At 39.5% G+C, this 20,793-nt stretch carries 18 protein-coding genes; 16 read left to right on the forward strand and 2 right to left on the reverse strand.

From position 1 onward, the window contains the following. Positions 1–65 precede the first annotated feature (65 nt). From pstB to EMK97_RS18020, 4 genes are all read left to right on the forward strand, one after another. Positions 66–890, forward strand: a complete 825-nt coding sequence (gene pstB, locus EMK97_RS18005; protein WP_130604156.1) for a phosphate ABC transporter ATP-binding protein PstB — start codon at positions 66–68, stop codon at positions 888–890. Positions 891–906: 16 nt separating this feature from the next. Then, positions 907–1,614, forward strand: coding sequence for a phosphate signaling complex protein PhoU (phoU, locus tag EMK97_RS18010; RefSeq protein ID WP_130604157.1), 708 nt, complete (start codon positions 907–909; stop codon positions 1,612–1,614). Between the two features lie 189 nt (positions 1,615–1,803). Next, the gene (locus tag EMK97_RS18015; protein ID WP_130604158.1) at positions 1,804–2,484 is read left to right on the forward strand and encodes a TIGR00153 family protein; all 681 of its coding nucleotides are present in this window, start codon (positions 1,804–1,806) and stop codon (positions 2,482–2,484) included. A 10-nt stretch (positions 2,485–2,494) separates the two neighbouring features. Next, positions 2,495–3,760 (forward strand): inorganic phosphate transporter, encoded by a 1,266-nt coding sequence (locus EMK97_RS18020; RefSeq protein WP_130604159.1) that lies wholly within the window; start codon positions 2,495–2,497, stop codon positions 3,758–3,760. A gap of 88 nt (positions 3,761–3,848) precedes the next feature. Here EMK97_RS18020 and EMK97_RS18025 read toward each other — a convergent pair whose 3' ends face one another. After that, entirely contained in the window at positions 3,849–4,127 is a 279-nt protein-coding gene (locus tag EMK97_RS18025; protein WP_130604160.1) for a peptidylprolyl isomerase, read from the reverse strand. Between the two features lie 106 nt (positions 4,128–4,233). Between EMK97_RS18025 and EMK97_RS18030 the strand changes: the two genes are divergently transcribed. The 10 genes from EMK97_RS18030 (at position 4,234) to EMK97_RS18075 (ending at position 16,972) form a co-directional block, all read left to right on the forward strand. Continuing rightward, on the forward strand, positions 4,234–5,238 hold the full coding sequence (locus EMK97_RS18030) for a hydrogen peroxide-inducible genes activator (protein WP_281274939.1): 1,005 nt from the start codon (positions 4,234–4,236) through the stop codon (positions 5,236–5,238). 75 nt (positions 5,239–5,313) lie between these two features. Then, complete coding sequence (locus tag EMK97_RS18035) at positions 5,314–5,865, forward strand: DUF2058 domain-containing protein (RefSeq protein ID WP_130604161.1); 552 nt, start codon at positions 5,314–5,316, stop codon at positions 5,863–5,865. Positions 5,866–6,003: 138 nt separating this feature from the next. Continuing rightward, a complete protein-coding gene (locus EMK97_RS18040) occupies positions 6,004–6,372 on the forward strand; it encodes a glutaredoxin family protein (protein ID WP_130604538.1) in 369 nt (122 codons plus the stop codon). A gap of 78 nt (positions 6,373–6,450) precedes the next feature. Next, complete coding sequence (msrP, locus tag EMK97_RS18045) at positions 6,451–7,458, forward strand: protein-methionine-sulfoxide reductase catalytic subunit MsrP (protein WP_130604162.1); 1,008 nt, start codon at positions 6,451–6,453, stop codon at positions 7,456–7,458. 9 nt (positions 7,459–7,467) lie between these two features. Beyond that, positions 7,468–8,130, forward strand: a complete 663-nt coding sequence (msrQ, locus tag EMK97_RS18050; RefSeq protein ID WP_130604163.1) for a protein-methionine-sulfoxide reductase heme-binding subunit MsrQ — start codon at positions 7,468–7,470, stop codon at positions 8,128–8,130. A 268-nt stretch (positions 8,131–8,398) separates the two neighbouring features. Further along, positions 8,399–10,612, forward strand: coding sequence for a bacteriohemerythrin (locus EMK97_RS18055; protein WP_130604164.1), 2,214 nt, complete (start codon positions 8,399–8,401; stop codon positions 10,610–10,612). A 349-nt stretch (positions 10,613–10,961) separates the two neighbouring features. After that, the gene (locus tag EMK97_RS18060; protein WP_130604165.1) at positions 10,962–12,377 is read left to right on the forward strand and encodes an amidohydrolase; all 1,416 of its coding nucleotides are present in this window, start codon (positions 10,962–10,964) and stop codon (positions 12,375–12,377) included. A 2-nt stretch (positions 12,378–12,379) separates the two neighbouring features. Then, the gene (locus EMK97_RS18065; RefSeq protein WP_130604166.1) at positions 12,380–13,675 is read left to right on the forward strand and encodes an amidohydrolase family protein; all 1,296 of its coding nucleotides are present in this window, start codon (positions 12,380–12,382) and stop codon (positions 13,673–13,675) included. A 90-nt stretch (positions 13,676–13,765) separates the two neighbouring features. Further along, on the forward strand, positions 13,766–15,982 hold the full coding sequence (locus EMK97_RS18070; RefSeq protein ID WP_130604167.1) for a patatin-like phospholipase family protein: 2,217 nt from the start codon (positions 13,766–13,768) through the stop codon (positions 15,980–15,982). A gap of 102 nt (positions 15,983–16,084) precedes the next feature. Then, positions 16,085–16,972 (forward strand): D-hexose-6-phosphate mutarotase, encoded by an 888-nt coding sequence (locus tag EMK97_RS18075; RefSeq protein ID WP_130604168.1) that lies wholly within the window; start codon positions 16,085–16,087, stop codon positions 16,970–16,972. A 4-nt stretch (positions 16,973–16,976) separates the two neighbouring features. Here the strand turns inward: EMK97_RS18075 and mutH are convergent, their stop codons facing one another. Further along, on the reverse strand, positions 16,977–17,645 hold the full coding sequence (mutH, locus tag EMK97_RS18080) for a DNA mismatch repair endonuclease MutH (protein ID WP_130604169.1): 669 nt from the start codon (positions 17,643–17,645) through the stop codon (positions 16,977–16,979). A 147-nt stretch (positions 17,646–17,792) separates the two neighbouring features. On the opposite strand from mutH, the gene rppH reads away from it, so the two are divergent. Continuing rightward, positions 17,793–18,308: an RNA pyrophosphohydrolase gene (gene rppH / locus EMK97_RS18085; protein ID WP_130604170.1), complete on the forward strand. Its 516-nt coding sequence runs from the start codon at positions 17,793–17,795 to the stop codon at positions 18,306–18,308. Between the two features lie 124 nt (positions 18,309–18,432). Beyond that, entirely contained in the window at positions 18,433–20,760 is a 2,328-nt protein-coding gene (gene ptsP, locus EMK97_RS18090; RefSeq protein ID WP_130604171.1) for a phosphoenolpyruvate--protein phosphotransferase, read from the forward strand. Positions 20,761–20,793 lie beyond the last annotated feature (33 nt).

Here is a 20,793-nt window from a genome sequence, read left to right on the forward strand (position 1 = left end):
CAGTGTGCTTGAGTAGATGAACAAAGAATTAAAGAATTAAAGAATTAAAACATTAAGAGTAAATTATGATTTCTGTTACCCCTAAGGCGTTATCAGGCAATGAAAACAAGGTTGATTTAAAGCAACTTTCTAGTGAACAAATTGCTTTAGATATTAAAGATTTAAACCTATACTACGGCCAAAAGCAGGCGCTGCAAAACATTACTATGTCAATCCCTAAAGGGCAGGTAACTGCTTTTATCGGACCAAGTGGTTGTGGTAAGTCTACTTTACTTCGCTGTATTAACCGCATGAACGATTTGGTTGATGGTTGTAATATCACGGGTGAAATCAATTTGCATGGCGAAAACATCTATAACAAGCATGTTGATGTGGCAGAGCTTCGTCGTAAAGTGGGTATGGTATTTCAAAGACCAAACCCATTCCCAAAAACGATTTATGAAAATGTGGTTTATGGTTTACGTATCGCTGGCGAAAACAATCGCCGCGTACTTGATGATGCGGTAGAAAAGTCATTACGTAGTGCTGCGCTGTGGAATGAAGTGAAAGATAGACTTCACGAAAGTGCCCTGGGTCTATCGGGTGGTCAGCAGCAACGTTTGGTTATTGCTCGCGCTGTCGCTATTGAGCCAGAAGTACTTTTACTTGATGAGCCAACCTCTGCGCTTGACCCAATTTCAACATTAACGATTGAAGAGCTAATCAATGATCTGAAAAAGCAATTTACCGTAGTTATCGTTACTCATAATATGCAGCAGGCTGCTCGTGTATCAGATCAAACAGCCTTTATGTACATGGGCGATTTGATAGAATATAGCGATACCAATACGTTATTTACTACGCCGAGTAAAAAGAAAACTGAAGATTACATTACCGGTCGATACGGATAAGCAGAGGATATTTATAATGGATAACTTACATATAGGCCGTCATATTTCAGGTCAATTTAACGAAGATTTAGAGCGCGTTATCAATAATGTTATGCATATGGGCGGTTTAGTTGAAAAGCAATTAACCGATGCCTTATCAGCAGTACATAATGCCGATGAAGAACTTGCTAAAGAAGTGCTTAATGGTGATTATCAAATCAATGCCTATGAAGTGAGTATTGATGATGAATGTACGCGTATTATTGCGAAAAGGCAGCCAGCAGCAGGTGATTTACGTTTAATTATGGCAATTGTTAAAACGATTGCGGATTTAGAGCGTATTGGCGATGAAGCGGAAAAAATCGCAAAAGTTGCGTTAGAAAGTTTTTCTTCTTCACAACAAGACTTATTAGTTAATTTAGATAACTTAGGTCGCCATGTGATTGAGTTTTTACAAAAAACGTTAGATGCATTTACACGCATGGATATTGATGCGGCGATTAAAATTCATCAAACGGATGATAAAATTAATCGTGAATATGAAGCCTTAATGCGTCAATTAATGACTTATATGATGGAAGACCCGCGCGCTATTCCGCAGGTAATGACAGTTATTTGGTCAGCTAGAGCGTTAGAGCGTATTGGTGATCGCTGTCAAAACATTTGTGAGTACATTATTTACTTTGTCAAAGGTAAGGTTGTAAGGCACACTACCGCAGAAGCTATAGAAGACTTAATAAAGTAAATGACTTTATATATGAATTCTTTAGCTAGTACCTTATCGTGGTGCTAGCTAAAAAATTCTACCTACGCCTCAGAACACCTGTTTTATTGTCAAATTAAGCTAATATTAGCATTTAACTTTGTTCGTTAAATGGGTTACTATCCGCGGCGAATAACAATAACGAGAGTTCGTTCAGCTGGAAACATTATTATGGCCAGAAATACAATCTTAGGTGTTTTTGCAAAATCACCTATCAAACCGTTAGAAAATCACATTCAAATAGTGGTTAAATGTAGCAAACAACTTATCCCATTTTTTGCTGCTTGTGTTGAACAAGACTGGGACGAAGCAGCAACTATTCGTCGTAAATTGTCAAAGTATGAGCAAGAAGCCGATGCATTAAAGCGTCAGTTACGCTTAGAGTTACCTGGCGGTTTATTTATGCCAGTTGATAGAGCTGATTTATTAGAGCTATTAACTCAGCAAGATAAAATTGCTAATAAAGCAAAAGATATTGCTGGCCGTGTTCTAGGTCGCCAATTGCAAGTGCCAGAAAGCTTACAAACAGAATTTACTGCTTATTTACAGCGCTGTATTGATGCGACTGAAAAAGCGGCAGAAGCAATTAATGAATTAGACGACTTACTAGAGACAGGCTTTAAAGGACGTGAAGTAGAGTTAGTGGCTAAGATGATTGAGCAATTAGACTTAATTGAAGATGACACTGACACGCTACAAATTAGCCTGCGTAAAAACTTATTAGCGATTGAAAAGGATTTAAATCCAGTTGATGTAATCTTCTTATATCAAATTATTGATTGGGTTGGCGACTTAGCTGACTTAGCTGAGCGTGTTGGCGCACGTTTAGAAATTCTTTTAGCTCGAAAATAAGGTTTAACTGATGGAAATTTTACTTAACTATGGTTCAACCTTAGTCATTATTGCTGCGGTTGTCGGTTTCTTTATGGCTTGGGGTATTGGTGCAAATGACGTAGCCAATGCTATGGGCACCTCAGTAGGATCAAAAGCACTAACCATTAAGCAAGCGATTATTATTGCAATGGTGTTTGAATTTGCCGGTGCTTATTTAGCCGGTGGTGAAGTAACGTCAACCATTCGTAAGGGTATTATAGACGCTAGTTATTTCGTTGATACCCCTGAATTACTTGTCTTTGGTATGATTTCAGCCTTGTTTGCTGCGGCGACTTGGTTACTTATTGCTTCAGCGTTAGGTTGGCCGGTATCGACAACACACTCAATTATTGGTGCAATTGTTGGTTTTGCGGCAATGGGCGTAAGTGTTGATGCCGTTACTTGGAGCAAAGTAGGTGGTATCGTAGGTAGTTGGATAATAACACCACTTATCTCAGGTGTTATTGCTTTTGTCATCTTTAATAGTGCACAAAAATTAATTTTTGATACTGAAAAACCGCTAGAGCAAGCTAAGCGCTGGGTGCCTTTGTATATGTTCCTAGCAGGTTTTGTCTTAGCCTTAGTGACCATCAAAAAAGGTTTAAAGCACTTAAATCTACATATTGATGGTACAGAAGCCTACATATACGCAATATTAACTGCTGTTATTGTTGCCGTTATTGGTAAAGTATTTATTGCTAAACTTAAGTTTGACGAAAATGTTGCTAAAGAAGCGCACTACGTTAATGTTGAGAAAGTATTTGCTATTTTAATGGTGGTAACGGCATGTTGTATGGCGTTTGCTCACGGTTCAAACGATGTTGCTAATGCGATTGGTCCACTAGCTGCAGTTGTTAGTATTGTTGGTAATGAAGGTGAGATTGTTGCTAAATCACCATTAGCTTGGTGGATTCTACCTTTAGGTGGTTTTGGTATTGTTGCTGGTCTGGCTATTTTTGGTCATAAAGTTATCGCAACCATAGGTAAAGGCATTACCCATTTAACGCCAAGTCGTGGTTTTGCCGCTGAGCTTGCTGCTGCTTGTACCGTAGTTATTGCATCAGGTGCTGGTTTACCAATCTCAACCACGCAAACATTAGTTGGTGCTGTATTAGGTGTTGGTATGGCGCGTGGTATTGCGGCAATTAACTTAGGTGTTGTTCGTAACATTGTTGTATCTTGGGTAATTACCTTACCTGTAGGTGCTGGCTTATCAATTATCTTCTTCTGGATGATGAAAGGCATGTTTGCTTAGGCAAACTTAAGCAAGTTACTAAATTTCTCGCATAAAAAAGCCACAACCTAGGTTGTGGCTTTTTTGTTTTTGAATGGATTAGCTAAGATTAGCTACGAGAGGTTACTTCCAATAAGTGGTAGCCAAATTGAGTTTGTACAGGTCCCTGTACCTCATTTAATGGCGCTGAAAATACTACTTTGTCAAACTCTGGCACCATTTGTCCTGGACCAAAGCTACCTAAGTCACCACCTTGAGCATTTGAAGGGCAAGTTGAGTGATCTTTAGCCGCTTCAGCAAAATCTTTACCTGCTTCAATTTCAGCTTTAATCGCTAAACACTCTTCCTCGGTATCAACTAATAGATGACGTGCGGTTGCTTGAGACATACTTCTTTCCTATTTATTAATATTATTATGCATATAGTTTGGTCATTGCTCTTAAGTAACCACCTAGCTATATATAATTTGAGCATAATCACCATAACGTATCTAAATGCAGAAAGAAAGAGAACTTTTGGTGAATTGTACTGGCTTTGCTACTATAAGCGCCAACTTGTTATTTACTAATAGAGTACCTATGGATAGTGCTGTATCGCTTACTCATAGTAGGCTACCTAACCTTAAACACCTGCAATATCTTGTGGCTCTGGATAAACACCAGCATTTTAATCATGCCGCTAAGGCCTGTTTTGTTAGCCAATCAACGCTCAGTAGTGCGATTGCTAAGCTAGAAGAGCAACTGGCGTGTCAATTAATTGAAAGAGAACACAAAAGCTTTGTTTTCACCTCTCAAGGTAAGCGTATTGTCGCCATGGCGCAGCAACTATTACTTAGTGCCAATGAGTTAGTTGATTATGCGAAACAGCAAAGTTGCCCGCATTCAGGCAGTATTCGTATTGGCTGTATTCCAACCATAGCACCGTATTTATTGACTGATTTAGTCCATGAGTGTCAACAGCATTTACCTGATCTTAAGCTGTATTTACGTGAAGACACCACGGAAAACTTACTAGTGCAGTTATCTCAAGGTGATATTGATACGGCAATTCTTGCTTTACCTATAGCTAATCATGGCTTTGTCGAAAAAGTACTTGGTCAAGACGCATTTTTTATTGCTGGCGCTAGCGATAAAGTGGATAGTTTTTTGAAAAGCTATGATTACGTTACTTTACCAGAGCAAAGTGTCTTTTTACTTAATCAAGAGCATTGCTTAACTGAGCATGCAATTTCAGCCTGCCAATTAAAAGATGTTAGCCGTATTAATTCCTTCTCTGCGTCAAGCTTAGCAACCTTAGTACAAATGACGGCATTTCATCAAGGTATTACGTTTTTACCTAGTATGGCGGTTAAAAAAGGTATAGGAATGGGGCAGGGGCTTTCTATTCAACCTATGGAAGGGGAAGTTTATCGAGATATAGGCATGCTTTGGCGAGCAAGTAGTCAGCGACAAGCAACCTTTGAACTATTGTCTGACAGAGTATCAGCTTTGCTAGATTGATAGATAGGATTGTAGGCTTGTATCCTTTACTATTAACGTTAAAATACGCTCATTTAGTTATTTAAGGTCTTTTTTATGGCATCTCTTCAAGAACAGTTGCTTAAAGCGGGGTTAACAACCAAGCAAAAAGCACGTCAAGCAAATACAGATAAACGCAAGAAAAATAAACAAAAACGCAGTGGTGTCGCCCATGACGCGACATTGCAAGAAAAGGTTAAGCAAGAGCTTGAACAAAGTAAGGCAGAAAAGCTTGCTAAAGATAATGCCTTAAATGATGAAAAGAAAAAGCAACTTGCAGCTAAAGAGCAAAGTTTACGTATTAAACAAATTCTTGAGCACCATCACCTTAGTGATGTTGCTGGCGAGCAGGAGTATAACTACACCTTTGATAATAAAATTAAAAAATTAGCATTGGATGATAAAACCTACCAAGCCTTGGTAAATGGTCGCCTTGCGTTATGTGGCTTAAATGATGTGACTTATATTGTTACCTCAGAAACCGCGGCAAAACTTGCTGAGTTAGATGCTAAAGTCGTGTTAGTACAAAACGATAAAGTGACTGATGAAGCAGTAGATGAAGATGATCCGTATGCTGATTACCAAATACCTGATGATTTAATGTGGTAGCGCTAAAGCATTTTTAACATTAAGTTTTTAGCACTGAGTTGTTAGCACTGGATTTAGCCGAATATTATTTTTATACACCCGCGCGACTTTATGCTAAAATCGCGCGGTTTTTATTTGAGTAGAGTTATAACTATGTTGATGTCTATTATTCGTTGGCCCATTGGTCGTTTGATATTATTACTTAATTTTATCTTTTCACCTAGATCACCAAAGCGTCCTGCTCAAGAGCAAGCAACGTTGGATGAGAAAACGCAAAACCTGAGCTTATATCAACTACCAAGTTGCCCATTTTGCGTTAAAGTGCGCCGTGCCATGAAGCGTGAAGGTTTAAAAATTGAACTGCGTAATATTAATGGCAACAATGATTTTCGCGAAGAATTAATCCGCGAAGGTGGTAAGCGTACTGTACCTTGTTTACGTATTGAACATGAAGACGGCAAGGTGCAATGGCTTTATGAGTCAAGTGATGTGGTTGCTCATTTGCAGCAATTAACAAAAGCCGCCTAAATTCCACTATTTGAGAAATTTTTTCTCAGCACTTCGTGTCTAATGAATTAATCTATCATTATTTTATTAGGCACATCTATGCTTATTAAGCTTACACGTCGCAGTGATATCAAAGAATCACACGTTACCGATGAAGAGGTATATCTTCAGCGTCGTCAATTATTAAAACAGTTTGGCTTTTTAGGGGCTGGGGCTTTATTAGCCAGTGCCAGCAATCAAAGTTATGCCAGTTGGTTTAGTGATGAAAAGCAGTCTCAGTTTAAAACCACGCCTTTAAAGTACAAAGCGGATAGTCAAAATAGCTCACTTATTTTAACCGATGAAGCAAAAGTTATTTCTCATAATAACTTTTATGAATTTGGCGCAAAGAAAGAGCAGCCAGCGCAGTTATCACAATCATTTAAAGTAAACCCTTGGCAGTTAAAGGTCACAGGTGAGTGCGAAAATCCCATTACCTTAGATTACGATGATTTATTTTCAATGTTTGCCATTGAGGAGCGTATTTATCGCTTACGTTGTGTTGAAGCATGGTCAATGGTCATTCCTTGGTTAGGTTTCCCTTTGGCGAAATTAATTGCCAAAGCAAAGCCAACGTCAAAGGCAAAGTATGTCGCTTTTGAAACCTTGTATGATCCTGAGCAAATGCCAGGACAAACCAATAGGCGTTTAGGTGGCGGAATTAGCTACCCTTATAAAGAAGGCTTAAGGCTTGATGAAGCAAGCAATCCATTAACGCTTATGAGTGTTGGCTTATATGGAAAAACGCTGCCGCCGCAAAATGGCGCGCCAATTCGTTTAGTTGTGCCATGGAAATATGGCTTTAAAAGCATTAAATCTATTGTTGGTATTCGCTTTGTTGAGCATCAACCGGCAACAACATGGAATGATTTAGCCCCTCAAGAATATGGCTTTTATGCCAATGTCAATCCGAATCACGACCACCCAAGGTGGAGTCAAGCAAGTGAGCGTCGCATTACTGGCGCAGGTTTATTTGCCGCTAAGCGCATAGATACTTTGCCTTTTAATGGCTATGGCGAGCAGGTCGCTGATATGTATCAAAAGATGAATTTAAGTCAGTTTTATTAGTGTAGCGATATGACCATAGTGAAATTAAGCAAAGCCGCGCCTAGTAACAAACTTTCTAGTAGCGCTAAAGTAACAGGGTTAAAGGTGATTATTCATATATTAGCCTTGTTGCCTGTGGTGCAAATATATTACCTTGCCTTTACCGCACAAATATCAGGTGATGTTGTTCAGCGGTTAATACATTTTACTGGCATAGGCGCTTTTAATTTACTGTTAATCACCTTAGCGGTAACACCAGTAGCTAAGCGATTTAAGCAAGGGTACTTAATGCAGGTTAAGCGCTTGTTAGGCTTATACAGCTTTTTTTATGGCTTATTACATGTTTTAAACTTTATGCTTTTTGATCTGCAGTTGGATTTAGCGCTATTTTTTGCAGAGGTGGTGAAGCGTCCTTATATCACTATAGGCATGTTGGCTTTTATTGCTTTAACCGCCTTAGCCGTCACCTCAATTTCGCGCATTAAACGCCGGATGGGAAAACGTTGGCAAGCGCTACATAATGTCATTTATCTTATTGCCATTTTAGTTGCCGTGCATTTTTATTGGTCGGTTAAATCAGAGCTGACATCACCTATTTTTTATTTCGCCATTACCTTAATTTTACTCAGTTTTCGATATAAAAAACTCAATGCTTTGATCTCATCGGTCTTTGCTCGTAAAAGCGCGCCCTGATAGTTGTTTTATTCACCAGTATTTTATAATGTTGCCTGATAATTTATGACTTTATCTTCTAACTTACAGGCGTTAATGTAGTTAAAGGCTTTTTATTTAGTTGAAGGCTTTTTATTTAGTTGAAGGCTTTTTATTTAGTTGAAGGCTTTTTATTTAGTTGAAGACTCTCTATTTAGTTGAAGGCTCTCTATTTAGTTGAAGACTCCCCTATAGAGTAAGAGCAAAAGATAAAGTTGTGTAATCACGAATGTAATTTGTAGCAGTGTAGATGACGAAGTTAGTTTGGAATGAAGGGATGAGTGTTGGCGTAGATGCCATCGATGAGGATCATAAAAAGATAATCTCTGTCCTTGCAAAACTGGTTGATAGTAAAAATACTCAGGCTTCTCTTTCGGTGGTTGAGGAAACGTTTTCTGAATTAGAACATTATGTAATTCAACATTTTACTAAGGAAGAAGCGCTACTAGAAAAAATTGGCTATAAAGAGATAGAGGCTCATAGACGTAGCCACCTTGCCTTTGTTGAAAAAATCGCTGTCTTGAAGCAACAATGGCTATCGCAAAACTCAGATGAAATCAGCAATGAAATTACCGACTATCTACAACGTTGGTTGTTAGAACATATATTACAAGAAGACCTAGACTTTGTTCCTGCGCTGCATAGCTACAATAAGATTCTTGAGTATCAAGAGTACAAAAAGAGCAAGCATCCATTTTTACGCTTTTTCTCGAAAAAGTTAGCGCAATATATTTCTATTAGTCAGCGGGTATTTTTAACCACTTTATCTCCGGTTATTGTACTGTTAGTACTGTGTTTTGTGTTACTTAAAGACAGTTATCTGCGTTATCAAAATGTTTCTTTATTGTACGGCTTAAATACGGTTGTTGCGCAAGTAAACACTACTAGTCATTCATTGCAGTCAGAGCGTGGTCTATCGAGTGGTTATGCTAGTTCAAATTATCAAGAATTCTCTGAGCGATTAGCAAAGCGGCGAATAATTACCGACGCAAAACTGGCTAAGTTTTTATTACTTATGGACTTACATGTTGATGACAAAGTAAAACAAAGTATTAGCCAGTATGCACAAAATGCCCGTGAAGCAATTAAAACCTTACATGAGCACCGATTATTACTGGATAAGGGCGTGGTTTCTGTTCAAGAAAGTAACTTTGTTTATACCCGTTTAATATCCCAGCTGTTATCAATTTCTGAAAGTCTTATTCGGGTTGATGCGGGTTCGCAGTTAGTTAATGATATTTCAGCCATTAATGCCATTTTGCTGTTTAAAGAGTATATGGGGCAAATTAGGGCTACAGGCATGGATCTTCTACAAGAAGATTACCGCAGTATTTATGATAATTCAGCCATTAGCATGCTTGTTGGTAAGCAACTTAACGCCTTAAGAGACTTTAGCTATTCAGCCAGTGAAGAGCAAAAGCAGATCTGTATTGATTATTGTAATGAACAAACACAACAACAATTAGTTGATCACTTTTATCAAAATGTAGTGCACTCTTATGCGAGCGATGAACGTAGTAATCAGTGGTTCATTGTGATGTCAAACGAAATTGATAATATCAAGTTAGTCACAGAGCAATTGATTGCTGATTTTAACAAAAAAGTGCAACAGGAAGCCGATAGTATTGAAACGACTTATATTTGGGTGCTTGTCGCTTTAGTGAGCTTTTTTGTTTTATCTACGTTATTTGCGTTAGTACTTAATTACTCCATTATCAGCCCTGTGAGAAAGTTAACTTATGCATTAAATGATATGTCAGCAGGGCAGACTCATATTCAGTTTACGCATATTATTTCTAATGATGAAATAGCGGCGATGCAAAAGGCTTACGAGAAGCTACGTCGTAAGTTAATGCAGGCTGATATCTACAAGGCTCGGGTGAGCGATCAACAAAAAGAAATTCAGTACCGAAAATCTCAGCAAGACCATTTCCAACAACTTGCCCTAACGGATGCCTTAACTGGTGCGGTTAACAGGCATCACTTTAATGACGTACTAGGCAGAGAAATAACCAATGTTAATGAGCATGGCAGGCCGCTTTCAATTATGGTGCTAGATATAGATCATTTTAAGCAAATTAATGATACCTATGGCCATGTTGTTGGCGATGAAGTGCTTATTATGTTTTATCGCACCTGCAAACAAGCGGTAAGAAACACGGATGTGGTAGCTCGTATAGGTGGTGAAGAGTTTGTTATTGTTATGCCAAATACCTCGCTAGATAGTGCGAAACAATTTGCTGAACGGTTACGTAAAAGTATTGCTGAGTTGGAAATTGAGGTGGATGGTAATCAAGTTTCCTTAACGGTAAGTATTGGCGTAAGTCAGTGGCATGCTGAGCAGTTTATCAATGCGGAAACCTTTATTGCCCATGCCGATAAGTCTTTATATCAGGCAAAAAAATCAGGCCGTAACAAAGTTGTGGTTGCTGATAGTTTATGCGTTGAAAAATATTCCTCCTAATATCTGTGTTAACTAGTTGTTACCACCGCTAATCTCACGCTAGGGGTATTTTATCGCCTAGCGCTTGTTGTTATGACTTTTTCATAATAAGCTAAAAAATATCTACCTAACCTCAGGTTTACATAAGAAATAGTGCAAAACTCAAGCACAATAATGATTTATGGCTATTTTTGATTTTTAGCTAGGTATTTTTGTCTGAGTTCAAGGCTTTTTGAAGTAGGAATAGTCAGCTATTTCACTTCAAAGTAACCCAGAAGTCAGTAAAAATAACTGCTAGAAACGCATAGTTTATGTGAAGCTGAGGTTAATTATAATCATAACTCGCTTAAGTAATTCCAAAGGAAGCCATATGTCAATAAACCTATCTGGGCTGCGTTTTCGCAAAAGCCTACTGTCGGTTAGCGTTATTTCTTTATCGTTAACTGCTTGTTTACCGCAAGAGAAACAAGACGCCAAAGTCACGATTAATAAAAACCCGTACCCGAGCACTTATAAGGCATTGGCTCATCAAGATACTTTATTTACTAATGCGACAGTATTAACGGGCACAGGCGAACGCCTTAATGATACTGATGTTTTAGTGCGCGATGGTAAAGTGTCAAAAGTAGGCCAAGATCTTAATGAGCAGGGTGTTACTGTAATTGATTTACAAGGCAAGTGGCTTACTCCGGGGATTATTGATGTGCACTCACATTTGGGGGTTTATCCAAGCCCTAAAGTAGAGTCGCACTCTGATGGCAATGAAATGACGGCACCAAATACTTCTGAAGTTTGGGCAGAGCACAGTATTTGGCCGCAAGATCCAGGTTTTCAAACCGCGCGAGCTGGCGGTATTACCAGCTTACAAATATTACCTGGCTCAGCAAACTTATTTGGTGGTCGTGGTGTAACGCTACGAAATGTGCCAAGCCATACCATGCAAGGGATGAAATTTGCAGATGCGCCTTACGGTTTAAAAATGGCCTGTGGTGAAAATCCAAAACGTGTTTATGGTAGTCGTAAAGTGCTGCCGTCAACACGTATGGGTAATGTTGCTGGCTATCGTAGTGCTTGGTTAGCTGCAACCGAATATAAACGTGCTTGGGAAAAGTATGAAAAAGATTATGCTGCTGGTAAAAATCCTCAAGCACCAAAACGTGATTTAGAACTCGATACGCTAATGGGGGTTTTAGAGGGCGAAATATTAATCCATAACCACTGTTATAAAGCAGAAGAAATGGCGGTGATGATTGACTTAAGTAAAGAGTTTAATTATCACGCTGGTACCTTCCATCACGGTGTTGAAGCATACAAAATTGCGGACTTACTTGCAGAGAACGGCAACTGTGCTGCGATGTGGCCAGATTGGTGGGGCTTTAAAATGGAAGCTTACGATATGGTTGAAGAAAATGTTGCTATTGTTGATGCCGTGAAAAACTCATGTGCGGTAGTACATTCAGATTCTGCTATTACCATTCAGCGCTTAAATCAAGAAGCGGCCAAGGTGATGTACCGCGCCAATGAAAACGGTTTTGATTTAAAAGAAGAAGATGCCATTAAGTGGATAACCTACAATGCCGCTAAATCTTTAGGTATTAATGACTCAGTTGGCAGTATAGCGCAAGGTAAACAAGCCGATATTGTTGTTTGGAGCAGTAACCCATTTAGTGTTTATGCTCATGCAGAGCAAGTTTATATCGATGGTGCTAAGGTATTTGATAAGTTTGATGACAAGTATCAAGCGCAAAGTGACTTTTTGTTAGGCCAAACTAAGGCAGGTAAATAATCATGAACAATAATAAATCACTGACTAACTTAGTGGGCGCAGCCAAGGCGACAAAAAAATTATCACAGTTTAGCTTACTCGCTTTAGCATGTTTTTCTGCCAATGCCTTGGCTGAATCTGTCGCTATTACCAATGCTGAAGTTTATACACTTGCCAGCAAAGGTATTTTATCGAATGCTACTGTGGTATTTGATGAGGGTAAAATTACCGCGGTTTATGCTAATGATGAACTGCCTGAACAATTATCTGTAGATAAAACCATTGATGCCAAAGGGAAAGTGTTAACGCCAGGCTTTATCGCTTCAAATAATTTATTGGGGTTAGTTGAAGTTGGCGCGGTTGCTAATAGCCGTGATGGTGCGGCAAAAAAGGCTGATATTACCTTTGATGCCAGTTTAGCCTTTAACCCTATGTCCAGCCTTATTCCTTATACGCGCAAAGGTGGAATTACCACTAACATTGTCATGCCTAAAGGAGGCGATTCTCTGTTTAAAGGGCAAAGCTTTGCGGTTAATTTATCAGGTGATTTTGATAGCGTCATTGCTAGTAATAATGGCGTTATTGTTGAGCTAGGCGCTAAAGCAAAAGGCTCTAGAGCATTAACCTTACAAAAGCTTGCTAACACTCTTGAAGATGCCGACAAAAAATTAACGGCTAAGGACAGTAAAAAGAAGAGCAAAAAAGAGCCTAAGCGATCGGAAGTTGTTGTTAATGCATTACTTGCCGGTGAAAAACCACTACTTGCTAAAGTGGACAGAGCAACAGATATTTTAGCCTTACTTAAGTTAAAAGCGCGTTACCAACTTGACCTTGTGCTAGTAGGCGCTAGAGATGCGTTATTAGTAAGTCAGGATATTGCTAAAGCTAACGTTCCTGTGATGATTAGCACTATTGATAACTTACCAAATAGCTTTGATTCTTTGCATGGCTCGCTAACAACGGCTGCTGAACTAGAAAAAGCAGGTGTTAAGGTGATTATTGCCACCAGTGGTGAAAGTCATAATATTAATCAATTACGTTTTGATGCCGGTGTTGCTGTTGCAAATGGCTTAGAGCATAGTTCAGCATTAGCGGCCGTTAGCGCAAATGTTGCCGATGTCTTTAAGCTTAATAGCGGTCGTATTAGCGTAGGCAAAGATGCCGACTTAGTATTGTGGAGTAACGATCCATTTGAAATCAGTACTCAGGTCGACACTATGTGGATTAATGGTAAGCAAGTTTCCACTAAATCTAGGCAGGATGCTTTGCGAGATCGCTATACCAGTGAAAGCGATATGCCAAGAGCTTATATCAAATAACAGCTCCACCTTTTTAGGGTATTGATAAGGCTTGAATTATCAATACCCTAACTTTACTATAGCTTTATCATTAACCGCCGTTGATAAAGCATGCGTTTCATTTCCTCTCTTTTAATTGTCGTTTTTTTTATTTGCTCTACTAACTTGCAGGCGCAAGAAAGAAAAAAAATAGGGCTAGTATTAAGTGGTGGTGGTGCCAAAGGCTCTGCTCATGTTGGTGTTTTAAAGGTATTAGAAAAGCACAATATTCCTGTTGATTATATTGTTGGTACTAGTATTGGTGCTTATGTTGCCGGCATGTATGCACTGGGTTATTCAGCAAAAGATATTGAAGATATTATGCTTAACTTGCCTTGGGATGATGGCTACTCAGATACTATTCCTCGAGAGTCATTGCAGTTTATGGATAAGCAATTGCGTGATAAATATAACCTTGCCATTCGTTTAGGTTATAGCGAGGGTGAGTTTAAAGTTCCGCATGGCTTATTATTAGGGCAAAGTGCCTACCAGTTACTCAGACAATCTACTGATACCATTGAATATTTTGATAGTTTTGATGATTTAGCTATTCCTTATCGCGCTGTCGCTTCTGATATTGCAACCGCACAAGCTGTTATATTAGCATCCGGTAGTATTAACCAAGCGATGAGAGCCTCGGCTGCGGTGCCGGGTATAGTTGCCGCGGTTGAAATTGATAATAAGATGCTAGTGGATGGCGGTATTACCAACAATATGCCGATTGATGTGGTCAAGCAAATGGGGGCAGATATTGTCATTGCCGTTGATATTGGCTCTTCTTTGTCAGAGCAAAGCGAATTAACCAGTACTGTGGCGGTCTTAAATCAGTTATCTACCATTTTAACCAATAATACTAGCTTGGCTCAAAAAGCGCTGTTATCGCCTGAGCGTGATATTCTAATTCGCCCAGCAATTGATGATTTAAGTACAACCGACTGGTCTATTTTACCTGTGGCGCTAGAGTTAGGTGAAAAGGAAGCGCTGAATAATTTAGCGAAATTAACCTCATTAAGCGTAAGTAAACAAGAATTTGCTCAATATTTGACTGATAAGCAGCAAAAATCGGCACGTTGGTTTAAGACGTTGCCGAAAAAAGTTGTTGAAATTCAGTATAAAAACACCTCTAAAGTACCTGATAATATTATTGCGCAACATTTTGATATTGCGCTTGGTGATTCTATCAGTAAAGAGGCGTTAGATCTTGCTATTGATCGTGTCTATGCCCTTGATAAGTTTGAACAAGTTAGTGTTGAGTTTGTCGATACTGATGAAGGTCGTATTTTACAGTTATACACCAAAGAAAAATCATGGGGGCCAAATTATTTTGATTTCGGCTTTAGCTTGCAAACAGACTTCTCTGAGCATTCAGTTACCACCTTGAATATGGCTTATAAACTTACGGATGTTACCCCTAATGGTGGCCAGTGGTTAAATGAGCTTATGTTAGGCTGGGAAACGGCTTTTGCTACTGAGTTTTACCAACCACTAGATCAAGCCCAACGCTACTATGGTATTGCTCGTGCCGAGTATGTTCAAGAAAAGTGGGAAAGGACCAAAAAGCGGCAGACTAAAATTACTAATAAGTATGGCTTGGTTAAACTTGGTACCGGTTTCAATTACTCTTTTAATGGTATTTTTGAGTTAGGTGTGGTTGGTGAAAAAGGTGATTTATCATTAGATACTGAAACCTTGGGGGATTATGACTACGACAGTTATGGTGGCTATGCTAAGTTTGCTTATGACTCATTAAATAGCATTAACTTTCCTACCAATGGCGGCAAATTCACCGCTGAAGTACTGTGGCGCGAAGATAGCTACTCACCATTATTAACCTCGGCAGTTGATGATACCTCGGTAGAAATTACCCTTGATTGGCATGGAGCCGTCAGTGTTCGTGGTCATTCATTTTTAGGGATAGCCTCATTTGCCACGGTTGAAAATGATACTGACTTTACCGTGCACGTTTCTGAGTTGGGCGGTTTTTTAAATTTATCTGGCTATCGAGAAGATGCCCTTATTGGTGCTCATAAAGCGTTTGCGGCGATAGCTTATCAATATGATTTAGGACGCGAAGTACCCGGAGGCTCAGGATTGCCAATTTATTTGGGCGCTAGCATAGAAGCGGGTAATGTTTGGCAAATCAATGAAAGCGTCAAGCTTGATGATCTTATTACCTCGGGTAGCTTATATTTGGGAACCGATACCAGCTTTGGCCCCGCGGTATTAGGTTTAGGTTACGCCTCTGAGGGTGAAAGTACGGTATTTTTATCACTAGGTAAGAATTTTTAGTTTGCTAAGGCTGAAAGCTTTTATGCTTTCTATCATTAAAAGTTAGCATTAATATGCGTGGTAATCAGTAATAGCTAAATTTCAAGCAAAGTGAAGTCTGCGATGAGTGAAGTATTATTTTCCAATGAATATGCACGAATAACCAAAACAGTGCTTAATGAGACCGTTGAGTTATTATCTATTGAACATGAGCATTGTAGCGCTCAAGTAAGCTTATATGCTGGGCAAGTACTTAGCTATAAGCCAAGCAACACTCAAGAATTATTTTGGTTAAGTAAGGATTCTTTGTTTGAACCCGGCAAAGCTATTCGTGGTGGTATTCCGCTATGCTGGCCTTGGTTTGGTGAAAATAATAAGCAAACAGCGCAGCAAAAGGCCGGCAACCACGGCTTTGCTCGACAAGTTACTTGGCAGGTCAGTGCTATTTCTGCTGATGAAACGGCTGTCTATCTTAGTTTAAGCTTTCAAGGGGAAAATCAGCACTCGCTTTGGCCACATAAATGCCATTTACAGCAGGACTTTATTTTAGGTAAAGACTTTAAGCAAAGTTTAATCATGACTAATTTAGCCAATGAGCCAGTAGAATATACTGGTGCCTTGCACAGCTATTTTTACGTTAGTCACCCTGAACATGTTGTTATTGAACGCCTCGATGGCGTTGCGTTTGATGATAAATTAACTGGGCTTAAACAAAGCCAAGCGTCTTTGCCAAATTGCCAAGGACCAATAGATAGAATTTATCACAGTGGTAATACCATGGTTTTGCAGGATAAAGTGTGGCAAAGAGAAATTGAGATACACAGTAACACTTCTCAGTGGGTGCTTTGGAATCCTGGCACTGAGACGGCAAGTGCTATGACTGATATTCACGCTGGCGGTGAGCACGAGTTTGTCTGTTTAGAAGCGGCTAATACCAATTGGCAGCAGATTGAGGCAGGACAGACAGCGGTTATGCAGCAGCATATTAAAGTTCATTCATTAAAACGTTAAGGCATTAATTTACGCGTAAATACTTGTGAAGTAACATTTGTGTGAAGTTAATTTTTAAATAAAAACCACGAGGTAAGGTCATAAAGGGCTTACCATTACGATCAAATGCTTGTGTTTTCGCTTTGCTATTTGCAGCCTTTGGCCTAAGCTGCATGACTTGGCCGTGTTTGCCGTGAATGTTTTCCACATCCCCAAGTACTATCATATCGGTAAGCTCTTGCCAGTCTTGCGCTAGTAAAGCTTCTTCATCTGGGCTAGGTGACCATAAAAACGGCGTAGCCACCATACGTTCAGCTAAAGGAATACTGGCACTACTGATAACAGGCACCCAGAGCACGCGAGCCAGTTTCTTTTTTACATAGCAATTTTGCCAGTTAATCCCTACTAGGCCAGTAAGTGGCGCAACACTAACAAAAGTGGTTTCTAGTGGCTTTGCCTGCTCATTGATGGGCAGGGTTTTTAATTCTATCCCTAGGTGGGGAAAGTCTGGCTCAGGCTTTGAACCTGCACTTGCGCCAAGCACATGTTCTAGTAATAAACCGATCCAACCTTTATTGCGCTTTAAATCTTTTGGCATAGCTATGTCTGCTTGCTTGGCAATTTCAGCTAAGGTTAACCCTGCTAGGTTTTGTGCGCGTTGGAGAAGTTCTTGTTCAGATTGCGGGATATTCATACAGAATGTTGTTGATATGCTAAATAGTTATGGCGCGTTGGCGTATTATGTTGTTAACAACGAAAAAAATCAAAGTTAACATTTGCTCAACTCCAGTTAATGTGGTTGAATCTAAGTAACTAATTTTTAAGTTTGTCAGGAGTTCCTGTGATCGATGCCGAAGGCTATCGCGCCAATGTCGGCATAGTAATAATTAATGACAGGGGACAAGTATTTTGGGCACGACGTCATGGACAACATTCATGGCAGTATCCGCAAGGTGGCGTTGATGAAGGCGAATCAGCCGAGCAAACCATGTATCGAGAGTTATATGAAGAGGTTGGCTTAAAACCAGAGCATGTAAAAGTGCTGTCATCAACAAAACATTGGTTGAAATATAGATTACCAAAGCGCTTTATAAGGCATGATTCAAAACCTGTGTGTATTGGGCAAAAACAGAAATGGTTTTTACTTAAACTCACCGCACCTGAGTCAGCTATAAATTTGTTGCATAGCAATCATCCTGAGTTTGATGATTGGCGCTGGGTGAGTTATTGGTACCCAGTACGACAAGTTGTCTCCTTTAAACGTGATGTTTACCGTAAAGTGATGAAAGAGTTTGCCCATGTGGCTATGTCATCATCTCAGGAAAGACGTCATGAAAGGCGTAAACGTCGCGCCTAAACACTCATTATTACTATGATAGTTTAACAGTTAATAGCCTACACTTAGTTCTGAAAGAATTTAGTTGTAGGCTATTTTTTTGCCTGAAGTGGAAAATATTCCCCAATAGCATTTAAGGAGTAAAATGTTATCAACACTGCGTAGAATAGTTTTAGAATTTGGCCAAGAAGATGAGTTACAGCAAGCTTTACAGCGTATGGTGAGCCAAGTTAAACGTGCCATGCAAACTGATTGCTGCTCTATTTATTTAGCTGATTATCATTACCAACATTTTTTATTGATGGCCTCAGATGGCTTAGCAAAGGATTCGCTAGGGCAGACCTGCATAGGTTTTTCTGAAGGCTTAGTTGGTTTGGTTGGTCAAAGGGAAGAGCCATTAAATATTGCTAATGCCCAAGAACACCATGATTATATTCACGCACCCGAAGTACAAGAAGATGATCTTAATGCTTTTTTAGGCACGCCCATTATTCATCAACGCAAAGTGCTTGGCATTTTGACTATTCAGCAAAAGCAGGCGCGACACTTTTCTGAAAACGAAGAAGCCTTTTTAGTTACCTTATCAGCACAGCTAGCCAGTGCTATTGCCAATGCCGAAGTAAAGCAGCTTTTAAGTAGTCAGCAAGAAACAAGTAATCGAGTGACTCAATTGCAGGGCATTGCTGGTGCGCCTGGTATAGCGATGAGTTCGATAGTTTTGTGTCAACCACAAGCAGATATTAGCACCGTAGCGTTAAAGAAAAGCGCAGATACGGTAAAACAGCATCAACGTATTGAATTAGCTATAGAAAAAACCCGTAAAGACTTTCAGCAGTTAAGTGATAAATTAAGCTTGTTTATTAAAGACGATAGTTTAGCTATTTTTGATGTTTATTTGCAGTTGCTTGCACAAACAGGTTTAGTTCAGGAGATAAAAGAGAAAATCACCTTAGGTTGGCGAGCAGGTAGTGCTTTAAAGCTGGTAGTAGAGCATTATATTGTTCAGTTTGAAGCCATTGAAGATAGCTATTTAAAAGAGCGTGCCAGTGATATTAGAGATTTAGGCAACCGAGTGCTACTCAACCTTAGGCAACAAGAGCAAGAAACCTTACATTTACCTGATAATTTTATACTGCTTGCGCAAGATGTGACGGCATCTATGCTTGCTGAATATCAGCATAAAGGCTTGCAAGGCATTATTTCTTTATCTGGCTCTAATAACTCTCACGCGGCTATTTTAGCACGCTCATTAAATATTCCTGCCATTATGGGCGTTAATTTAGTGGCCATAGAGCAATTACATCAGCAATTTGCCATTATTGATGGTTACAGTGGTGAGCTTTATATTCATCCTGATGAGGTATTACGCCGCGAATATCAGCATTTATTAAATCAAGAGCAAGCCTTAACTGAAAAGGTGATGCAGGTTGCCAATAAGCCTTGTATTACACCTGATGGCCGTGCGGTTGAGTTACAACTTAATGCTGGTTTATCAGAAGGTGTTGAGCACTCGTCTAAGTTAGGCGCTCTGGGTATTGGCTTATATCGTACTGAAATTCCGTTTATGAATCGCAGTTGTTTTCCCTCTGAGCATGAGCAGACTAAGCTCTATAAAGATGTTCTGAGCGCTTTTCCAAAACATGCGGTTACTATGCGCACCCTTGATGTTGGCGGAGATAAATCGCTACCGTATTTTCCTATTCAAGAAGATAATCCTTTTTTAGGTTGGCGCGGTATACGTATTACACTGGATCACCCGGAAATTTTTCTAGTGCAAGTGCGCGCTATGATGCGAGCCAACCAAAGGCTAGGTAACTTAGAAATTATGCTGCCTATGGTGTCCAGTGTTGAAGAAGTTGATGAAGCTATCAGGTTGATTAATCAAGCATACTTTGAACTTAAAGCGGAATTAAAAGCAGATATTTTAGAACAGTTAATTGCTGATGAGAAAGCAGAGTTAAAAGCTGAGAAGATTGCTCAGCAATTAGTTCGACCTAAAATTGGTATCATGCTGGAAGTGCCGTCGGTTATTTTTCAATTAGAAGATTTAGCCAAGCGTGTTGATTTTTTCTCTGTCGGTAGTAATGACTTAACTCAGTACTTATTGGCCGTTGATCGTAATAACAGCCAAGTGTCTAATTTATATGATGCCTTTCATCCGGCAGTGCTGAGAGCCCTTAATAACATAGCGCAAGAATCTGCGCGCTTGTTAGTACCAATTAGTCTATGTGGTGAGCTTGCTTCAGCCCCCTCTGGGGCGTTATTATTGCTGGCAATGGGCTTTGATAAACTGAGCATGAACGCTCACAATGTCCCGCGAATAAAGTGGATTATTCGTCATGTGCAGTTTTCTCAGGCACAAGCAATATTAGCTCACGTGCTAACTCTCAGTACCGTTAAGCAAGTTCACGATTATTTGAATGAGCAGCTTGAGCAGCTAGGCTTAGGTGGCTTTATTCGTGCGGGTTTTTAGCATTTTCTGATCCTTATATAAATTACAACCTCT

It is taken from the genome of Litorilituus sediminis, assembly GCF_004295665.1.
GTDB lineage: Bacteria > Pseudomonadota > Gammaproteobacteria > Enterobacterales > Alteromonadaceae > Colwellia > Colwellia sediminis.

Excerpts from the sequence above, each read along its gene's own strand:
- EMK97_RS18040 (WP_130604538.1), top strand. The coding sequence starts at position 6,004 with ATGTCTATTATTCGTTGGCCCATTGGTCGTTTGATATTATTACTTAAT.
- pstB (WP_130604156.1), top strand. The coding sequence starts at position 66 with ATGATTTCTGTTACCCCTAAGGCGTTATCAGGCAATGAAAACAAGGTT.
- EMK97_RS18065 (WP_130604166.1), top strand. The coding sequence starts at position 12,380 with ATGAACAATAATAAATCACTGACTAACTTAGTGGGCGCAGCCAAGGCG.
- EMK97_RS18070 (WP_130604167.1), top strand. The coding sequence starts at position 13,766 with ATGCGTTTCATTTCCTCTCTTTTAATTGTCGTTTTTTTTATTTGCTCT.
- EMK97_RS18075 (WP_130604168.1), top strand. The coding sequence starts at position 16,085 with ATGAGTGAAGTATTATTTTCCAATGAATATGCACGAATAACCAAAACA.
- EMK97_RS18035 (WP_130604161.1), top strand. The coding sequence starts at position 5,314 with ATGGCATCTCTTCAAGAACAGTTGCTTAAAGCGGGGTTAACAACCAAG.
- msrQ (WP_130604163.1), top strand. The coding sequence starts at position 7,468 with ATGACCATAGTGAAATTAAGCAAAGCCGCGCCTAGTAACAAACTTTCT.
- ptsP (WP_130604171.1), top strand. The coding sequence starts at position 18,433 with ATGTTATCAACACTGCGTAGAATAGTTTTAGAATTTGGCCAAGAAGAT.
- EMK97_RS18060 (WP_130604165.1), top strand. The coding sequence starts at position 10,962 with ATGTCAATAAACCTATCTGGGCTGCGTTTTCGCAAAAGCCTACTGTCG.
- EMK97_RS18025 (WP_130604160.1), bottom strand. The coding sequence starts at position 4,127 with ATGTCTCAAGCAACCGCACGTCATCTATTAGTTGATACCGAGGAAGAG.
- EMK97_RS18015 (WP_130604158.1), top strand. The coding sequence starts at position 1,804 with ATGGCCAGAAATACAATCTTAGGTGTTTTTGCAAAATCACCTATCAAA.
- phoU (WP_130604157.1), top strand. The coding sequence starts at position 907 with ATGGATAACTTACATATAGGCCGTCATATTTCAGGTCAATTTAACGAA.
- msrP (WP_130604162.1), top strand. The coding sequence starts at position 6,451 with ATGCTTATTAAGCTTACACGTCGCAGTGATATCAAAGAATCACACGTT.
- EMK97_RS18055 (WP_130604164.1), top strand. The coding sequence starts at position 8,399 with ATGACGAAGTTAGTTTGGAATGAAGGGATGAGTGTTGGCGTAGATGCC.
- EMK97_RS18030 (WP_281274939.1), top strand. The coding sequence starts at position 4,234 with ATGCAGAAAGAAAGAGAACTTTTGGTGAATTGTACTGGCTTTGCTACT.
- mutH (WP_130604169.1), bottom strand. The coding sequence starts at position 17,645 with ATGAATATCCCGCAATCTGAACAAGAACTTCTCCAACGCGCACAAAAC.
- EMK97_RS18020 (WP_130604159.1), top strand. The coding sequence starts at position 2,495 with ATGGAAATTTTACTTAACTATGGTTCAACCTTAGTCATTATTGCTGCG.